13 protein-coding genes are annotated in these 17944 nt (G+C 69.4%); 3 read left to right on the top strand and 10 right to left on the bottom strand.

Going from position 1 to position 17944, the window contains the following annotated elements; all coding sequences use genetic code 11:
• The first annotated feature begins 6 nt into the window (after positions 1–6).
• Both ACWDUM_RS19085 and ACWDUM_RS19080 read left to right on the top strand, forming a co-directional pair.
• Complete coding sequence (locus ACWDUM_RS19085) at positions 7–207, top strand: hypothetical protein (RefSeq protein WP_450135134.1); 201 nt, start codon at positions 7–9, stop codon at positions 205–207.
• A 510-nt stretch (positions 208–717) separates the two neighbouring features.
• The gene (locus ACWDUM_RS19080) at positions 718–864 is read left to right on the top strand and encodes a hypothetical protein (protein ID WP_450115507.1); all 147 of its coding nucleotides are present in this window, start codon (positions 718–720) and stop codon (positions 862–864) included.
• Between the two features lie 35 nt (positions 865–899).
• On the opposite strand, the gene ACWDUM_RS19075 is transcribed toward ACWDUM_RS19080, so the two are convergent.
• The 6 genes from ACWDUM_RS19075 to gltB all read right to left on the bottom strand — a co-directional run bounded on the left by ACWDUM_RS19075 (position 900) and on the right by gltB (position 12560).
• Positions 900–2753, bottom strand: coding sequence for an ABC transporter ATP-binding protein/permease (locus ACWDUM_RS19075; protein ID WP_450135133.1), 1854 nt, complete (start codon positions 2751–2753; stop codon positions 900–902).
• An 89-nt stretch (positions 2754–2842) separates the two neighbouring features.
• Positions 2843–3979, bottom strand: coding sequence for a cation:proton antiporter (locus ACWDUM_RS19070; RefSeq protein ID WP_450135132.1), 1137 nt, complete (start codon positions 3977–3979; stop codon positions 2843–2845).
• Between the two features lie 44 nt (positions 3980–4023).
• Complete coding sequence (locus tag ACWDUM_RS19065) at positions 4024–4908, bottom strand: acyl-CoA thioesterase (RefSeq protein ID WP_450135219.1); 885 nt, start codon at positions 4906–4908, stop codon at positions 4024–4026.
• Positions 4909–4950: 42 nt separating this feature from the next.
• The gene (gene pyk, locus ACWDUM_RS19060) at positions 4951–6369 is read right to left on the bottom strand and encodes a pyruvate kinase (RefSeq protein WP_450135131.1); all 1419 of its coding nucleotides are present in this window, start codon (positions 6367–6369) and stop codon (positions 4951–4953) included.
• Between the two features lie 115 nt (positions 6370–6484).
• A complete protein-coding gene (locus tag ACWDUM_RS19055; protein WP_450135130.1) occupies positions 6485–7990 on the bottom strand; it encodes a glutamate synthase subunit beta in 1506 nt (501 codons plus the stop codon).
• Positions 7983–12560 carry a glutamate synthase large subunit gene (gene gltB / locus ACWDUM_RS19050; RefSeq protein WP_450135129.1) on the bottom strand — a complete coding sequence of 1526 codons (4578 nt, stop codon included), beginning with the start codon at positions 12558–12560 and terminating at the stop codon, positions 7983–7985. Before gltB ends, ACWDUM_RS19055 begins: the two co-directional genes overlap by 8 nt.
• A 656-nt stretch (positions 12561–13216) precedes the next feature.
• On the opposite strand from gltB, the gene ACWDUM_RS19045 reads away from it, so the two are divergent.
• On the top strand, positions 13217–14191 hold the full coding sequence (locus tag ACWDUM_RS19045) for a hypothetical protein (protein ID WP_450135128.1): 975 nt from the start codon (positions 13217–13219) through the stop codon (positions 14189–14191).
• A 59-nt stretch (positions 14192–14250) separates the two neighbouring features.
• Here ACWDUM_RS19045 and ACWDUM_RS19040 read toward each other — a convergent pair whose 3' ends face one another.
• The 4 genes from ACWDUM_RS19040 to trpB are packed head-to-tail and all read right to left on the bottom strand — an operon-like array spanning position 14251 to position 17892.
• Positions 14251–14850 (bottom strand): TM2 domain-containing protein, encoded by a 600-nt coding sequence (locus ACWDUM_RS19040; RefSeq protein ID WP_450135127.1) that lies wholly within the window; start codon positions 14848–14850, stop codon positions 14251–14253.
• Entirely contained in the window at positions 14847–15845 is a 999-nt protein-coding gene (gene lgt / locus ACWDUM_RS19035) for a prolipoprotein diacylglyceryl transferase (RefSeq protein WP_450135126.1), read from the bottom strand. The genes ACWDUM_RS19040 and lgt overlap by 4 nt, the downstream gene beginning before the upstream one ends.
• Entirely contained in the window at positions 15842–16645 is an 804-nt protein-coding gene (gene trpA / locus ACWDUM_RS19030; protein WP_450135125.1) for a tryptophan synthase subunit alpha, read from the bottom strand. Before trpA ends, lgt begins: the two co-directional genes overlap by 4 nt.
• Positions 16642–17892 (bottom strand): tryptophan synthase subunit beta, encoded by a 1251-nt coding sequence (gene trpB, locus ACWDUM_RS19025; protein WP_450115552.1) that lies wholly within the window; start codon positions 17890–17892, stop codon positions 16642–16644. The genes trpA and trpB overlap by 4 nt, the downstream gene beginning before the upstream one ends.
• Positions 17893–17944: the final 52 nt, after the last annotated feature.

Raw genomic sequence — 17944 nt, 5'->3', positions numbered from 1 at the left:
TGGGCGGTGCTCACCGATCTCGACGCGGCGGAGGCCACCCTTTCCGGGGTCACCCGTATCGAGCGCGTCGAGGGTGCGGGATACGACGTCGGCACCCGGTGGCGCGAGACCCGGCGCATGTTCGGCAAGGAGGCGACCGAGGAGATGTGGGTGGCCGAGGTGGACCCGCCGCGGAGGTCGGGAGTTCGGTCATGCTGCGACTACTGACGGCCACCGTCGGACGCCTCGGCGTCAGGGCCACCAGGAAGGTGATGACGGACGACCTGCAGGACATCGCCGCGCGCGCCGAGCGGTCCTGATTCGCGTCCGCAAGGACGAGTCGGCACGCTCATCGGGTCGACGTCCGTCACATCGGCGACATGGGTCCCGCCGCACAGTGTCACGCCGTCCGACCACGGTGTTCCCGGCTCCCGCCGAGGGTTTCGATGTCCGCCCACTCGTTGTCGGTCCGGACCCGATCGGGGCCCCGGGCCCGGACCGCCAATTCCCGCCGATCGGACACTCGTCCAGGAAAAAGTGCCAAACCAACTATTCGGTCTGTCCGGTTCGCTACATTGCTTGCCAACACGGTGGTTTCGCATCCGACACCATCAGCACGGCACGCATCCCACCCACGGCGCGGTCGATCCTCGGGGAGGTCACAGATGAGCGCGACACGACACATGTACGGGCGACATGCCTAGGCCGGGCCCGGTCCGACCCCTGGTCGGGGTGAAGATGGACGCGAACCAGATTCAGCAGTACGACCAGCAGGCCGCGATCGAGGGCCTGCTGATGAAGTCCGGCAAACCCAACCGGTCCGAGCTGATCCGGATCAAGCTCGCATTCGCCGACGAGCACATGCCCGCCGGCTGGCGCCCGTAGGTCCGGGCCGGCCCCGGCACCACAACCGACCTCGGCTACACCGACACCGTCGACAACTGCCACGCCCCGTCGCCCGACAACTCGAGCTGACGGGTGTGGTGCTGGTCGACGGTGCTGCGGTGGCTGACGCTGAACAGCATGCACGCGGGGACCTCGGTGCGGACCAGGTCGTACAGCGAGTACTCGAGACCCTCGTCGACCGCGGAGGTCGCCTCGTCGAGGAACACCAGCGCGGGCCGCAGCAGCAGGATGCGCGCGAACGCGATTCGCTGCTGCTCCCCCGGCGAGAGGACTTTCGCCCAGTCCTGCTCTTCGTCCAGCCGGTCGACGAGGTTGCCCAGTTGCACCTTTCGCAGGACGGTCCGAATGGTGTCGTCGTCGAGGTCGTCCGCCGAGCCGGGATACGCAACCGCGGTGCGCAGGTCACCCAGTGGCAGGTACGGCATCTGCGACAGGAACAGCGTCTGCTCGCCGGCCGGTCGACGGATCCGCCCCTCCGTGTACGGCCACATCTCGGCGAGACTGCGCAGCAACGTCGTCTTGCCGCTGCCCGACCGCCCCTTGACGACGAGTGCATCCCCCGGTGCCATGGTCAGATCCAGGCCGGTGACGAGCGGAGTGCCGTCCGGTGTGCGCACGTGCACGCCGTCGAGTTCGAGCGCGTCGTCCAGATCCACTGCCTGGAGAGCAGGCATCTCGCGAGAGATGTGGTTGGCGCGGCGCAGGCCGTCCAAACGGATCAGGCTGGCGCGGTACCCGGCGAAGGTGTCGTAGGACTCGCGGAAGAACGACAGCGAATCGTGCACCTGGCCGAACGCGGTGGCGGACTGCGTCACGTCGCCGAGGGTGATCGTGCCTGCGAAGAACCGTGGCGCCTGGATCAGGATCGGGAACACCACCGCGATCTGGTTGACGCCGAGATTCCAGCCGTTGAACTTCAGGGTCCGGAAGACGATCCGCCAGTAGTTGCGCAGGACCGCGGCGAAGCGGGCGAGCAGGCCGCGGCGTTCGACGCCCTCACCTCGGTAGAACGCGACGTTCTCGGCACCGTCGCGCACCCGGACGAGCGCGTAGCGGAAGTTGGCCGTGAGCCGCTCGTTCCAGAAGTTCAGCTGGATCAGCGGCCGGCCCAGCCAGAACGCGACGATCGTCGAGATCAGGACGTACACGAAAACCAGGAACACCATCGCCCGCGGGACCTCGGTGCCGAACACCGTCATCGGCCCGGACAGGTCCCAGAGGATCTTCGTGAAGGAGACGAGGGAGACCACCGCACCGACCGCACCCATCGACAGCGATCGGGAGATCTGCACGAAATCGGTGATGTCCTGCTGGATCCGCTGATCCGGGTTGTCGATGGTGTCGTCCACGAACCGGTCGCGGTAGAACGCGCGTCCGTGGAGCCAGTCGGTGGTGACGTGGTCGGTGAGCCAGCGGCGCCAGCGAATGTCGAAGGCCTGGCCGATGTAGAAGTCGAACAGCGAGCGCGCGACGTGGATGGTGGCGAGAACCGCGAAGATGACGATGCTCGTCCAGAATGCCGACTCGGCCGCGTCGAGTGCGGCCGTGTCCCCCTGCGCGAAGCCCTGCGCCGCCAACTGCAGTGCGGTGTACATGTCGTTGCCCTGATACGAGAAGAGCACCGTCATCCGCACCGCGAACACGGTCATGAACAGCACCAGCGCGAGCAGTCCCCACACCGGTGCGCTGTCGCGGCCGGTGAAGTAGGCGCCGCTGATCCGCCAGAACTGTCTCCCCCACCGGGTGTAGCGCAGCAGCAGTGCGGCGACGATCACGAAGCAGACAGCCGAGATCCCGAACGCCTCGAGGGTCCACCGCAGACTGCTCCAGAACTCGTGATTCCAGTCCAGCGACGAAGATCCGGACATTCGCGACCCCTCCTCCTGCGGTGGGAAGTGCGTGCGCGAAGTCTAACGCCGGGCGAGTCATCCCGTCCGCACAAGCGCAGGTGGGCGGATCAGGACCGCACCAGTCCCCGCCGCGCCGCGCGACCTCCCGCGACGGCGGCGATCCCGATCGTGACCAGCGCCCCGAGCAGCAGCGCCGGGGCCTCGCCCGCGGCGAACAGCCCGAGCTGGGTGCCGACGGTGGCCGCCGCGACCGGGATCCCGAGCTGGGCGGCGGAGAGTGCGGCCAGCGGCAGCGGCTGCCCGAACAGCCGGGCCACCGCGTGCACGGCGACGGCCGCCACCCCGAGGCACACGCCGAGGCCGACATACGACGGGTGGTCGACGAGCGCCCTCAGGTCGAGGGACGCACCCAGCCAGACGAAGAACAGTGGACCGAGGAATCCCTCTGTGACACCGAACAATTGGCGCGCCAGCCGCCTCGGCTCCCCCACCCCTGCCAGCGCCAGGCCGAGCGCGAATCCCGCCAGCATCACCGACACGTGCATCGACACCGCGAGCGCGGACAGACCGAACAGCAACACCAGGTTCACCCGCAGTTCGAGCGCGAACCGCCGCTGCTCGGACTCGCGGTGGATGTGCTCCTGCAGTCCGGTACGAACCAGCCAGCGGAAGCACAGGAACACGGCCGCGGCCCCGACCGCGACGACCACCGCACCGACCGCCGCCCGGGGCGCCCGTCCCGGGTCGATGACGAGCGGCAGCGCCACGATGCAGGCGGTGTCGGCGATCGCGACCTGCGCGATGGTGTCGACGACCTTCGGCCCGCCGAGGCGCAGCGAGTCGACGATCGGGAGCACGAGCGCCGCCGACGAGGACGCGACGAGCACGGCGTAGAGGCCGGCCAACTGGGTGTCGAACGCGGCTGCCAGCGCGATCCCCACCGGTACCGCCAGCACCCCGACCGCGACCGCCCGCAGCAGGCCGCGCCGCAATGCAGGGCGGATCGAGGCGTCGCGGACGGGGACGTGGGTGCCCGCGACGAACATCACCAGCGCGAAACCGACGTCCGCGAGGAACGTCAGGGTCGGATCGGTCGGGTCGATCAGGTGTGCCCCGCTGATCCCGATCAGCATTCCGGCCGCGAGCTCGCCGAGGACGACCGGCAGGTTCCAGGTCCGGCGCACCGCGAGCAGTGGGCCGAGCAGGGCGACGAACGAGACGAGGGCCAGTGTCCCGAATCCCATGTTCCCTCCCGGTAGGTGTCCCGCCACGCCCCTCCGGGAGGGTGTCAGCTCCGCTTCGGGAAGTGCCGAATCATCCCTTCCTGCACGACCGTTGCGAGCAGGTCGCCGCCCCGGGAGTAGAAGCGTCCGGTCGCCAGTCCGCGGGATCCGGCGGCGACGGGAGACTCGGTGGCGTACAGCGTCCACTCGTCGAACCGGAACGGCCGGTGCAGCCAGATCGAGTGGTTGACGGTGGCCGCGACGATCCGGTCCAGCCCCCAGGACAGGCCGTGCGTGGTGATGATCGAGTCGAGCACCGTGGTGTCCGAACCGTAGGCCAGCGCCGCGGCGTGCAGCAGCGGATCGTCCGGCAGCGGCCCGTCGGTGCGCATCCAGACCCGGTTGTGGCCGAGTGTCTCGCCCGTGCCCTTGAGGATCCAGGACGGATCGTTGGCGTACCGCATCTCGATCGGCCGCAGCGCGCCCACGAAGTGCGGCAGGACGTCCTCGAAGCCGACGAGCAGATCGCCGACCGACGGCAGCGACTCGGGGTCCGGGACGTCCGGCAACGGCGCCCCGTGTTCGAGCCCGCGGCCGTGTTCCTGGAACCCGACCAGCGCCACGCACAGCTCGCGTCCGTCCTGCAGGGCGGTGACCTGGCGGTTCGCCAGCGCGCGCCCGTCGCGGAACCGCTCGACGCGGTACTCGATCGGTTCCTTCACGTCGCCGCCGCGGATGAAGTGCACGTTGATCGCGTGCAGCGGGCGGTTGCCGTCGACGGTACGTCCGGCCGCGATCACCGACTGCGCGACCAGCTGGCCCCCGAAGGTGCGGCTGCCGATCCCCCGGCGGGACGGATGCCGGCCGAGGAACGTGTCCTCACCGGTCTGCTCGAGATCGAGCAGACCGAGCAGGGTTTCGAGATCTTCCGCTCGCTCCGGATCTTCCAACCGGTCCGTCACGACCTCACTGCCGGCACCCGCATCACTCACCTAGTGGTCCTCTTCCCCAATCCGATGGACGTGAATCAGATTGGTGGAGCCTACGGTGCCCGGCGGCGATCCGGCGACGATAACCACGAGATCGCCCTTGTTGTACCGGCCGAGGGACAGCAGCGCCGTGTCGACCTGGCCGATCATCACGTCGGTGGTCGAGACCGGCGGGACCAGGAACGTCTCCGTGCCCCAGGTCAGGGCGAGCTGGCTGCGGACCTCGGGCAGCGGGGTGAACGCGAGCAGCGGCAGCGGGGTGTGCAGCCGCGCGAGACGGCGCACAGTGTCACCGGACTGGGTGAACGCGACGAGGGCCTTCGCGTCGAGGCGCTCACCGATGTCGCGGGCGGCGTAGGAGATCACGCCCCGCTTGGTGCGCGGTACGTGGGTCAGCGGGGGCACCCGCGTCGACTCGGTCTCGACGGCCTCGACGATGCGGGCCATGGTCTCGACCGTCTCGATCGGGTACTTGCCGACCGACGTCTCGCCGGAGAGCATCACCGCGTCGGCACCGTCGAGGACGGCGTTGGCGACGTCGGACGCCTCGGCGCGGGTGGGCCGGGAGTTCTCGATCATCGAGTCGAGCATCTGCGTCGCCACGATCACCGGCTTGGCGTTCTCGCGGGCGATCTGGATGGCCCGCTTCTGCACCAGCGGCACCTGCTCGAGCGGCAGCTCCACGCCGAGGTCACCGCGAGCGACCATCACTGCGTCGAATGCGAGGACGACTGCCTCGAGTGCCTCGATCGCCTCCGGCTTCTCGAGCTTGGCGATCACCGGGATGCGCCGACCGACCCGGTCCATCACCGCGTGCACGAGTTCCACGTCGGCGGGCGAGCGGACGAACGACAGCGCAATGAAGTCGACACCGAGCCGCAGCGCGAACTCGAGGTCGGCGATGTCCTTCTCCGACAGCGCGGGCACCGAGACGTTCATGCCCGGCAGGGAGACACCCTTGTTGTTGCTGACCGGGCCACCCTCGGTGACGCGGCAGACGACGTCGTTGCCGTCCACGCCAACCACCTCGAGGCCGACCTTGCCGTCGTCGACGAGCAGCCGGTCGCCGGCCTTGGCGTCGACGGCGAGTTCCTTGTAGGTCGTCGAGACACGGTCGTGGGTGCCCTCGCACTCGTCGACGGTGATCCGGACCTCCTCGCCGTTCTCCCACACGGTCGATCCGGTGGCGAAACGTCCGAGCCGAATCTTCGGACCCTGCAGGTCTGCCAGGATGCCGACGGCCTTGCCGGTGGCATCGGACGCGTCACGGACGAGGCGGTAGTTGTTCTCGTGATCGGCATGCTCACCGTGGCTGAAGTTGAGCCGGGCGACATCCATGCCGCTCTCAACGAGTTCGCGAATCTTCTGTTCGGTGGCCACCGCGGGGCCCAGGGTGCACACAATCTTTGTCCGTCGGGTCACGCGCCCAACCCTAGTCCGTGAACCGATTCAGTTCCATTTGCACCCCCGCAAATCCGTTCACAAGCATGCGAACAAAATACACTCAACGGCCGTTAACCTGCAGGTCATCCACTTTTCACAGAACCTCGAGCGGCAGCGACGTCGGATGCACGGGTGACGGGAGATCCGAATGCCCGGTGAGGAATTCGTCAACGGCGCGAGCCGTCGCCCTCCCCTCGGCGATCGCCCACACCACCAGTGACGCACCGCGATGCGCGTCACCACACACGAACACCCCGGGAGCGCTGGTCTGCCAGTCCGGGCCACACGCCAGCACACCGCGGGGCGTCAATCCGAGGCCGAGACCCTCGAGCAACTCCTCGTGTTCGACCCCCTCGAAACCGATCGCGAGAAGCGCCAAATCGCAAGGCAATTCCACCTCCTCGCCGATCGGTGCGATGTGCCGACGACCCTGATCGTCACGCGTGACCCGCACCTCGGCCAGAACCATGGACCGGACGTGACCGGACTCGTCGCCCAGGAAGCGTTGCACCGCAACCTCGTAACGCCGCTCACCGCCCTCCGCATGAGCGGGCGAGGTGCGCAGCACCATGGGCCACGACGGCCACGGGGACCGTTCCTCGTCCCGCACGACCGGCGCCTCCGGGTGGTAGTCCAGCTGGGTCACCGACAGCGCCCCCTGCCGGTGCACGGTGCCGAGACAGTCCGCACCGGTGTCGCCGCCGCCGATGATCACCACGTGCTTGCCGTGCGCGGTGACGGGACTCACCCCGTCCCCCTCGCATTCGCGGTTCGCGAGCACCAGATGCTCCATCGCCAGGTGAATGCCTTCGAGGCCCCGCCCCTCGACGGTGGTGTTGTCCCGGGCGCGCAGCGCACCGACGCCGAGTACAACGGCGTCGAACCGCTCCCGCAACTGCTCGGCCGTCAGATCCACTCCCACCTCGCAGTCGGTGACGAATTTCGTTCCCTCGTCGCGCATCTGGGTGATCCTCCGGTCGATCACCCCCTTGTCCAGCTTGAATGCGGGAATGCCGTAGCGGAGCAGTCCGCCGAGACGGTCGTCTCGTTCGAAGACGGTGACGTCGTGCCCCGCCCGGGTCAGCTGCTGAGCCGCGGCCAAGCCCGCCGGTCCGGAACCCACCACCGCCACCGCCCGGCCGCTGCTGACCGTCGCGGGCTGGGGGGTGACCGCCCGGGACTCCCACGCCGCGTCGGCGATGGCCTGCTCGATCCGTTTGATGGTCACGCTGCCGCCGGTATCGTTCTCCGCGATCGACAACACGCATGCGGCCTCGCACGGCGCCGGACAGATCCGCCCCGTGACCTCCGGGAAGTTGTTGGTCGCGTGCAGGCGGTCCGCCGCCGCGGACCAGCGCCCGCGCCGCACCAGGTCGTTCCACTCGGGGATCAGGTTCCCCAGCGGGCAGCCCGCGGTTCCCGAGTGACAGAACGGGATGCCGCAGTCCATGCACCTCGTCGCCTGGTCCGCGATCTCGCGCGCCCGGTCCGCGGCGGACTGGGCGGCGCCCACCTCCTGCCAGTCCCGAACCCGTTCGGCGACGGGGCGTTTCGGGGCCTCCTGCTTGCGCACGTTCAGGAAGCCGTGCGGATCAGCCACGTGCCGCCTCCATGATCGCAGTGTCGACGTCGCGTCCCTCGGCGCGGGCGAGACGGCTCGCCTCGAGCACCCGCCGGTAGTCGACGGGCAGGATCTTGGTGAACAGGCTGCTGCGCCGCGGCCAGTCGGCAAGCACCGAGGCCGCGACGGGCGAACCGGTGCGGTCGCGGTGCACGGTGACGGCGCCACGCAACCAGTCCAGATCGTCCGGATCGAGCGGTTCGAGGGTGACCATCGCCGTGTTCACCCGCGTCCGGTCCAGGTCGAGCACGTAGGCGATGCCGCCGGACATGCCCGCCGCCAGGTTCCGTCCGGTCGGCCCGAGGATCACCACCCGCCCGCCCGTCATGTACTCGCAGGCGTGGTCGCCGACACCCTCGACGACCGCGGTGGCGCCCGAATTGCGGACCGAGAACCGCTCCCCCACCTGGCCCCGCAGGTACGCCTCCCCGGACGTCGCCCCGTACAGGATGGTGTTCCCGGCGACCACCTGCTCCTCGGCCTCGAACAGCGCGTCGGCGGCGGGCCGGATCACGATCCGGCCGCCGGAGAGCCCCTTGCCGACGTAGTCGTTGGCGTCACCGATCATCTCGAGTGTGATCCCCGGCGGCAGGAACGCGCCGAGCGACTGCCCCGCCGATCCGGTCAGTTCCACGACGATGGTGTCGTCGGGCAGGCCGGCGGCGCCGTAGCGGCGGGTCACCTCCGCGCCGAGGAGGGTGCCGACCGTGCGGTTGACGTTGCGCACCGGCAGTTGCAGCCGTACCGGGTGGGCGTCCTCGAGCGCGCCCTCGGCGAGCTGGATCAGGCTGCGGTCCAGAGCGTGTGCGAGTCCGTGGTCCTGGTCGCGGACCCGCCGCCGCTGCGACAGAGGGGCACCGTCGGGGCCGGTGGGGATCCGGAAGATCGGCGACAAGTCGAGACCGCGGTTCTTCCAGTGCGCCACACCCACCGCCGTCTCGAGCAGGTCGGCCCGGCCGATCGCCTCGTCGAGACTGTGCAGGCCGAGCCGGGCCAGGTGCTCGCGGACCTCCTCGGCGACGAACCGGAAGTACTCCTCCACGAATTCCGGTTTGCCGGTGTACCTGGCGCGCAGCACCGGGTTCTGGGTGGCGACCCCGACCGGGCAGGTGTCGAGATGACAGACGCGCATCATGATGCACCCGGCGACAACGAGCGGCGCGGTGGAGAAGCCGTACTCCTCGCCGCCGAGCAGCGCCGCGACGATCACGTCCCGGCCGGTGCGCAGGCCGCCGTCGCACTGCACGGTGATCCGGTCGCGAAGTCCGTTGAGCACCAAGGTCTGCTGGGCGTCGGCGAGGCCGATCTCCCACGGCGCACCGGCGTGCTTGAGCGAGGTCAGCGGCGACGCCCCGGTGCCGCCGTCGTTGCCGGAGATCAGCACGACGTCGGCGTGCGCCTTGGACACCCCCGCGGCGACGGTGCCGACCCCCACGGAGCTGACGAGCTTGACGTGGACGCGGGCGTTCTCGTTGGCGTTCTTCAGGTCGTGGATCAGCTGCGCGAGGTCCTCGATGGAGTAGATGTCGTGGTGCGGCGGCGGGGAGATCAACCCGACGCCGGGCGTCGAGTGCCGGGTGGTCGCGATCCACGGATACACCTTGAACGCCGGGAGCTGTCCGCCCTCGCCGGGCTTGGCGCCCTGCGCCATCTTGATCTGGATGTCGCTGGCACCGATCAGGTAGTCGCTGGTGACCCCGAATCGGCCGCTGGCGACTTGTTTGACGGCGCTGCGCCGGACGGGGTCGTGCAGCCGGTCCGCAGTCTCGCCGCCCTCCCCCGTGTTCGACCGTCCACCAAGGTGGTTCATCGCGACGGCCATGGTCTCGTGGGCCTCCGCGGAGATGGAGCCGTAGCTCATCGCGCCGGTGTTGAACCGGGTGACGATGGCCTCGACCGGCTCGACCTCGTCGAGCGGTACCGGCGGCGAGACACCCTCGCGGAACCGGAACAGGCCGCGCAGCGTGCCGCCGCGTTCGGCGAGGGCGTTGACCTCCTCGCTGTAGCGGGTGAACACGTCGCGGCGGCCGGTCCGGGTGGCGTGCTGGAGCAGGAACACGGTCTCCGGGGTGAACAGGTGCAGTTCCCCCTCGCGGCGGAACTGGTATTCGCCGCCGACGTCGAGGCGGCGGTGCGCGCGATCGGTCGGGTTGTCCGGATACGCCTGCCGGTGCCGGTCCGCCACCTCGTCGGCCAGCACGTCGATACCCACCCCACCCAGGGTGGACGTGGTGCCGCGGAAGTACTCGCGCACGAGATCACGGTTCAGGCCGATGGCCTCGAAAACCTGTGCGGCCGTGTAGGACCCGACGGTGGAGATGCCCATCTTCGACATCACCTTCAGCACGCCCTTGCCGAGCGCGTGCAGGTAGTTGCGCACCGCGACCGCCGGTTCGAGGCCGGTCAGCTCGCCCTCGCTGACGAGGTCCTCGATCGTCTCCATCGCCAGGTACGGATTGACCGCCGCCGCCCCGAAGCCGATCAGCAGTGCCACGTGGTGCACCTCGCGGGCGTCTCCGGTCTCCACCACCAGGGCGACCTTCGTCCGTTCCTTGGTGCGGATGAGGTGGTGGTGCACCGCGGACACCGCCAGCAGCGACGGGATCGGCGCCCGCGTGTGGTCGGAGTCGCGGTCGGAGATCACCAGGGTGCGGTAGCCGGCGGCGATGGCCGCGCTCGCCCGGGCACGCAGGTCCTCGATCGCCGCCGCCATGGCCTCGCCGCCGCCGTCGACGTCGTACAGCGCGTGCAGCACGGTCGTGGCCAGCCCGGGGTGGTCGCCGTCGTCGTCGATGTGGATGATCTTGCTCAGCGCGTGGTTGTCGAGCACCGGCCACGACAACACGATCTGTCGGCACGACGCGGCGGTCGGGTGCAGCAGGTTCTGCTCAGGACCCATCACCCGGGTCAGCGAGGTGACCACCTCCTCCCTGATCGCGTCCAACGGCGGATTCGTGACCTGCGCGAACAGTTCGACGAAGTAGTCGTAGAGCAGCCGCGGACGCTGCGACATCACCGCGACGGGGGTGTCCGTGCCCATCGACCCGAGGGTTTCGCCGCCGCTCGCCGCCATCGGGGTGAGCAGGATCCGCAGGTCCTCCTCGGTGTAGCCGAACGCGACCTGCCTGCGCACCACCGACTCGTGTGGGTGAACGATGGGCGGCCGCGGCGGCAGCTCGTCGAGACCGAGTAGCCCCGAGTACAGCCACTCCGCGTAGGGCTGCTCGGTGGCCAGGGACAGCTTGATCTCGGCGTCCGGCACGATCCGTCCCTCGGCGGTGTCGACAAGGAACATCCGGCCGGGTTCGAGTCGGCCCTTGGCCAGCACTCGCGACTGCTCGATGTCGAGCACCCCCGACTCGCTGGCCAGGACGACCCGCCCGTCCGCCGTCTGCCACCAGCGTCCCGGACGCAGCCCGTTGCGGTCCAGGACGGCGCCGACGCGGACGCCGTCGGTGAACGTCACGCACGCCGGACCGTCCCACGGTTCCATCAGCGACGCGTGATAGCGGTAGAAGTCCCGGCGGGCGGGCGGCATCGCGAGGTCGTTCTCCCACGCCTCCGGGATCATCATCATCACGGCATGTTCGACGCTGCGACCGCCGAGGTGCAGGAGCTCGAGCACCTCGTCGAAGGAGGCGGAGTCCGAGGCGTCGGGCGTGCAGATCGGGAACAGCCGGCCGAGGTCGCCGGGGATCAGGTCGGAGGCGAGCATCGCCTCCCGTGAGCGCATCCGGTTCCGGTTGCCGCGCACGGTGTTGATCTCGCCGTTGTGGGCCACGTACCGGAACGGGTGCGCGAGCGGCCACGACGGGAAGGTGTTCGTGGAGAAGCGGCTGTGGACGAGCGCGATCGCACTGCGGCACCGCTCGTCCCGCAGGTCCGGGAAGTACAGCGGCAGCTGGGTGGGAGTGAGCATGCCCTTGTAGACCATCGTCCGAGACGACAGCGACGGGAAGTACACACCCTCGGACTCGTCGGCCGGGACCTGCTCGGCCCGTTTGCGCAGCGGGTACACCAGACGATCCAGGTCGAGTCCGGAGGGCCGCCGGCCGCCGGACCCGGCGGGCGCGGCGACGAACAGCTGACTCATGTACGGCATGCAGGCCCGGGCCGATGCCCCGACATCGGCAGCGTCCGGATCGACGGGCACCTCCCGCCACCCGAGAACCTCGAGCTGCTCGTCGGTGGCGATCCTCTCCACCCGGGTGACGGCCGCATCGCGCGCCGCAGGATCCTGCGGCAGGTAGCAGATTCCGGCTGCGAAGCAGGCGAGGCCCTCCGGATCGGGTCCGGGAAGGTCGATCCCCGCCACGGCGGCCAGCAGGTCAACGGGCAGCTGCAGCAGGATCCCGGCACCGTCGCCGCTGTTGGGTTCGGAGCCGGCAGCTCCCCGGTGATCGAGGTTCGACAGGGCGAGCAGTCCGTCGGTGACGATGTCGTGCGTGCGGCGGCCGTGGATGTCCGCGACCATCGCGACACCACAGGAGTCGGATTCGCTCGCCGGGTCGTAGAGGCCCTGCGGCTCGGGTATCTGGGAGAACAGCACCTGACACCTCCACGCGGTGGTCAGCGCATGGGCACGGGGCACATGAGCCGGAGGCATCCGGTGTGGCGCACAGGTGTGGGAGCTGCCGAGCGTCACACTCGGGTGCGCCCAGTTTAACAGCGCAGACGCCGAGGTCCAGGGGCTGTTCGGGAGTCGAAATCAGCTCGGTGCGTCCCTTCATGGAGGCCTCGGCTGGCGCGGGATTCGAGTAGCCGACTACGCGCGTGGCTCGACCGTCGGGGGAATACGTTGGCCTCATCCGGGGACCGATCCGGTCCGGACACGGCCCGGGCCGAGTCATCGAGGTGCGAAATGCGCTACCCACGATCGACCTCCCGTGCAGGGGCTGCGCTGATCGTTGTCGCGCTCGCGGGGAGCCTCCTCCTGGGCGGGTGCCGCGAGGAATCCGACGAGCAGTCGACCACGCCACCCGTCGGCTCACCTGCGGTGGCAACCCGTACGGGTTCCGTCGACGCAACCGACATCGGTGACGTACTGAAGTCCACGGCTCCTCCGCCCGAGAAGTCCTCGGCACCAGGCCACATCGGGCCCCCCGCCACAATCGGGCCCCCGGCGCCCGCACCTGTCCTTCCTTCCGACGAAGAGACTTCGGAACCGCCGGACGAGGGAACGCCACCGCCTGACCGCGACACGCCATGACGACTGACTCGACCCGCCCGCACGACGACCACATACGCCCGGAATCCGGTGGAAAACTCCGTCGGGATCCGGCCACGCCATCCACGTTCGCCGTCCTCGGCGCCATCACGTCACAGGCGGCGTTGATCACGGGGCTGCTGTACTACTTCGGCTGGACGGTCAAGCACGCCTACTACGACTACTTCGGTATCGACGTCCGCACGCTCGGCTACTCGACATCCGACTACCTGCTCAGCAGCATCAGAGCCACGTTCTCGCCGGCGCTCTTCTTCCTTGTCTCCCTGCTGGTGTTGCTCGGCGTCCACCGACTCGTGGTACTCCCCGCCCTCGCCACGCGGTCGCAGCAGCCGGACCCGCCGCCATCGGATTCGACGCAACAGGTCCGGGAGGGCCGTATGCTCGCCCGCGCCCTGACGATCGCCCTCGTGGCCGGTGTCGGTTCGATCGCTTTCGTGTTGGCGGCCTATGTCTTCCGCGCATGGTTCGGCTGGCTGCCGCAGATCTGTCTCCCGATCGTGCTGATCGGCGGAGTCGTCCTGCTCGCCTACATCGCGGTGCTGCGCACGACCTACGACGCTCCCCTGTCCGTACGGACTGCCCCCGCCCACACCGTTCGATATCCCTGGGTGCTTCCGCTCGCCCTGATCGGGGTCGGGTTCCTTGCCGCGTTCTGGGCGGTCGGCCTGTACGGCGACGCACACGGCCAACGGGAGGCCGCGGCGAAGGCCGGCAACCTGGGCGTTCTGACGTCCGTCGTGGTCTTCAGCAAGGACAACCTGTTGCTCGACGGTGGGGGCTCACAACACCTGACGGTGACCAACGGCGACTATGGCCATCTCTACACGGGTCTGCTGCTGCTCGCCCAAACCTCGGACAGGTACTTCCTGGTCCCCAACAACTGGAAGCAGGGCGTGGACCGCGTCTTCGTCGTTCGCGACAACGAGTCGATCCGCGTCGACCTCGCGTCATAGCCACCGGCGCCGCCGGTCGCGGGCGGCGCCCGATCGTCCGGCCCGCGACCGTCGCGATGTCAGTTCCGGAGCTTGCGGCCCTGACCGTCGCGAACGTTGCCGGCCAGGATCATGATCCCGTCGATGAACGTCCACAGCCAGAACCCGATGACGAACGGGATGCCGATCAGCACCAGCGACATGAACAACGCGACGAACATGCCGAGCAGCTGGATCAGCCCGATCGCGGTGCTGCCGATGTAGAGCCGGCCGACTCCGCAAATCGACAGGAACGGCAGCAGCATCTGCAGCAGCCCGGCCGCCACCTTCGACTTGTCCGACAGCGGTTCCCCGGTCACCGGGTCGCGGCCGAAAGGTGCTGCGGCGTCGGCCGCCATGTACCCGTATCCGGGGACGGCGGCGAACTGCTGGGTGGTGGCCGGCGACGCGAAGCCGGGCGGCGGGTATCCCGGTCCGCTGCCGGGCGCGCCGAATACCGGGCCGGGCGCCGCCGGGTGTCCGGTGTTCGGGAACTCGGCGGAGGGGGCACCACCGGGGTACTCGCCCGGCGGGTTCGGGGTGTCCGGGGTCGGGTATCCGGCGGTGAGTTCGTCGGCGGTGGGGTGGAACGGGAGTCCCGCCTCGATCCGCTTCTGCCAGTCGTCGGTCGGTCCGGTCACGTGTCGTCCCCCTGTTTGGTGGCGTCACCATCCCCTGGCGACGCTTCGGCCTTCCCAGCGTCAACGGTTGCGGCCCCGCCCGGAGTTCCCGCGGCCTGCGGGTCGTCGGCGTGCTCGGCCACGTACTCCTCGCGCGCCTTCCCGATCCGCAGTTCCGCCGGGGTCTCCCGGCCCTTCCTGGCGAGCAGGAAGTACGCCACGGCGCAGGCGAACACGATCGCCGAGGTGAACGAGTTGATGCGGATGCCCGCGATGTGGGTGGCGTGGTCGTCGCGCATCAACTCCACGAAGAAGCGGCCCAGGCTGTAGCCGGCGACGTACAGCGCGAACAGGCGGCCGTGCCCGATCCGGAACCGGCGGTCCACCCAGACGAGCAGGATCACGATCAGCACGTTCCAGATCAGTTCGTACAGGAACGTCGGGTGCACGACCTTCTCGACGACGCCGTTGGAGGTGCCGGTGAGCGCGTCGAGGCGGCCGGCGGAGTTCACCCGCTCGTAGATCTCCAGGCCCCACGGCACCGTGGTCTCCCGGCCGTAGAGTTCCTGGTTGAACCAGTTGCCGAGCCGGCCGATGGCCTGCGCCAACAGGATTCCGGGGGCGATGGCGTCACCCAGCGCGGCCACGGACACGCCGCGCTGGCGGCAGCCGATCCAGGCGCCGACCGCGCCGAGCGCGACGGCGCCCCAGATCCCGAGGCCGCCCTGCCAGATCTTCAGGGCGTCACCGGGATTGCCGCCCTCGCCGAAGTAGGTGGTCCAGTCGGTGAGGACGTGGTAGAGCCGACCACCGATCAGGCCGAACGGCACCGCCCAGATCGCGACGTCGAGAACGGTGCCCTTCTCGCCGCCCCGCGCCACCCAGCGGCGGTCGCCCCAGACCACCGCGACGACGATGCCGACGATGATGAAGAAGGCGTAGGCGCGCAGCGGCACGGGGCCGATGTTCCACACGCCCTGCGGGGGGCTCGGGATGTAGGCGAGAACGTCGGTCACGACGCCACGGTAGCCGAACGGACGCCCGCGGCGAGTTCGGTGGTGAGCGCCAGCAGCGCGTCCGGGCCCTCGGCGGTGGCGGTGACGAGCGCGGACCCGACGATGACGGCGTCCGCGTACGCGGCGATCTCCGCGGCCTGCGCGCCGGACCGCACGCCGAGTCCGACACCGACCGGGATGTCGGAGTGCTCGCGCACCCGCGCGACCAGCTCCGGCGCGCGGTTGTCGACGTTGTCGCGGGCACCGGTGACGCCCATCGTCGACGTCGCGTACACGAAGCCCCGGCACTGATCGAGGGTCATCGCGAGCCGCTCGTTGGTCGACGACGGTGCCACGAGGAAGATGCGGCCCAGGCCGTACTTGTCGGACGCGGCGATCCAGTCGGCGGCTTCGTCGGGGATCAGGTCGGGGGTGATGATGCCGAGCCCACCCGCGGCGGCGAGGTCGCGGGCGAAGTTCTCGACCCCGTACTTGAGCACGAGGTTCCAGTACGTCATGACGACGGCGGCGCCGCCCGCGTCGGTGACGGCCTTGACGGCCGGGAACACGTCGCGGACGCGCACACCGGCGGCGAGCGCTGCGTTGGCGGCGTTCTGGATCGTGGTGCCGTCCATGACGGGATCGCTGTAGGGGATGCCGACTTCGACGAGATCGCAGCCGCCCTCGACGAGCGTGGTGACGGCCTCGATGGACTTCTCGACGGTCGGAAAGCCGACCGGCAGGTAGCCGACCAGCGCGGCGCGCTTCTCGGCGCGGCAGGTCGTGAAGATCTCGGTGAGGCGTTCGTGCGGGGCGCTCACTGCGCGGCTCCTTCGGTGTCGGTGCTGTCGGCGGGCAGGTACCCGAACCACTTGCCTGCGGTGTCGACGTCCTTGTCGCCGCGGCCCGAGATGTTCACCACGACGATCGCCCCCTCACCGAGTTCCCGGCCGAGCTCGAGCGCGCCCGCGACGGCGTGCGCGGACTCGATCGCCGGGATGATGCCCTCGGTGCGGCACAGCAGCCGGAACGCTTCCATCGCCTCGGTGTCGGTGGCCGACCGGTACTCGGCGCGGCCGGTGTCGGCGAGCCACGAATGTTCCGGTCCGACACCGGGATAGTCCAGGCCGGCGGAGATCGAGTGCGATTCGATGGTCTGCCCGTCCTCGTCCTGCAGCAGGTACGAGTACGCGCCGTGCAGCGCGCCGTGGGTGCCACCGCCGATGGTCGCGGCGTGCCGTCCGGTCTCGACGCCGTCGCCGCCCGCTTCGATGCCGACCAGCTTCACCGACGGGTCGTCGATGAACGGGTGGAAGATGCCGATGGCGTTGGACCCGCCACCGACGCACGCGACCACGGCGTCGGGCAGTCGACCGGTCAGCGCCTGCACCTGGGCACGCGCCTCGAGGCCGATGATGCGCTGGAAGTCGCGGACCATCGCCGGGAACGGGTGCGGCCCGGCGGCGGTACCGAAGCAGTAATACGTGGTGTCGGCGTTGGTGACCCAGTCGCGCATCGCTTCGTTGATGGCGTCCTTGAGCGTGCGTGAGCCCGTCACGGCGGCGACGACCTCGGCGCCGAGCAGTCGCATGCGCGCCACGTTCAGGGCCTGCCGCACGGTGTCGACCTCACCCATGTACACGAGGCATTCGAGGCCGAAGAGGGCGCACGCGGTCGCGGTGGCGACGCCGTGCTGGCCCGCGCCGGTCTCGGCGATGATGCGCGTCTTGCCCATGCGCTTGGCGAGGAGGACCTGCCCCAGCACGTTGTTGATCTTGTGGGAGCCGGTGTGGTTCAGGTCCTCGCGCTTGAGGAGCAGTCGCGCCCCGCCCGCGTGCTCGCTGAGCCGAGTCGCCTCGTAGACCGGCGACGGGCGCCCCGTGTAGTCGCGCTGGAGACGGTCGAGTTCGGCCAGGAAACCCGGGTCGTTGCGTTCCTTCTCGTAGGCGGCGGTCACCTCTTCGATGACGGCCATCAGTGCCTCGGGAAGGTAGCGGCCGCCGAAGACCCCGAAGTGTCCGCCGGCGTCTGGTTCGTGCGCGGTGGGAACCGCCACGGCGTCGCTCATGAGGGGCAGGCCACGGCCCTTGGCGGAAAGTACGGGATCGTCTGCAGTCACC

The organism is Rhodococcus sp. NPDC003322, assembly GCF_053589555.1.
Note: the sequence above shows the minus strand (reverse complement) of the source record. Positions and strands in the feature narration are given on the sequence as shown.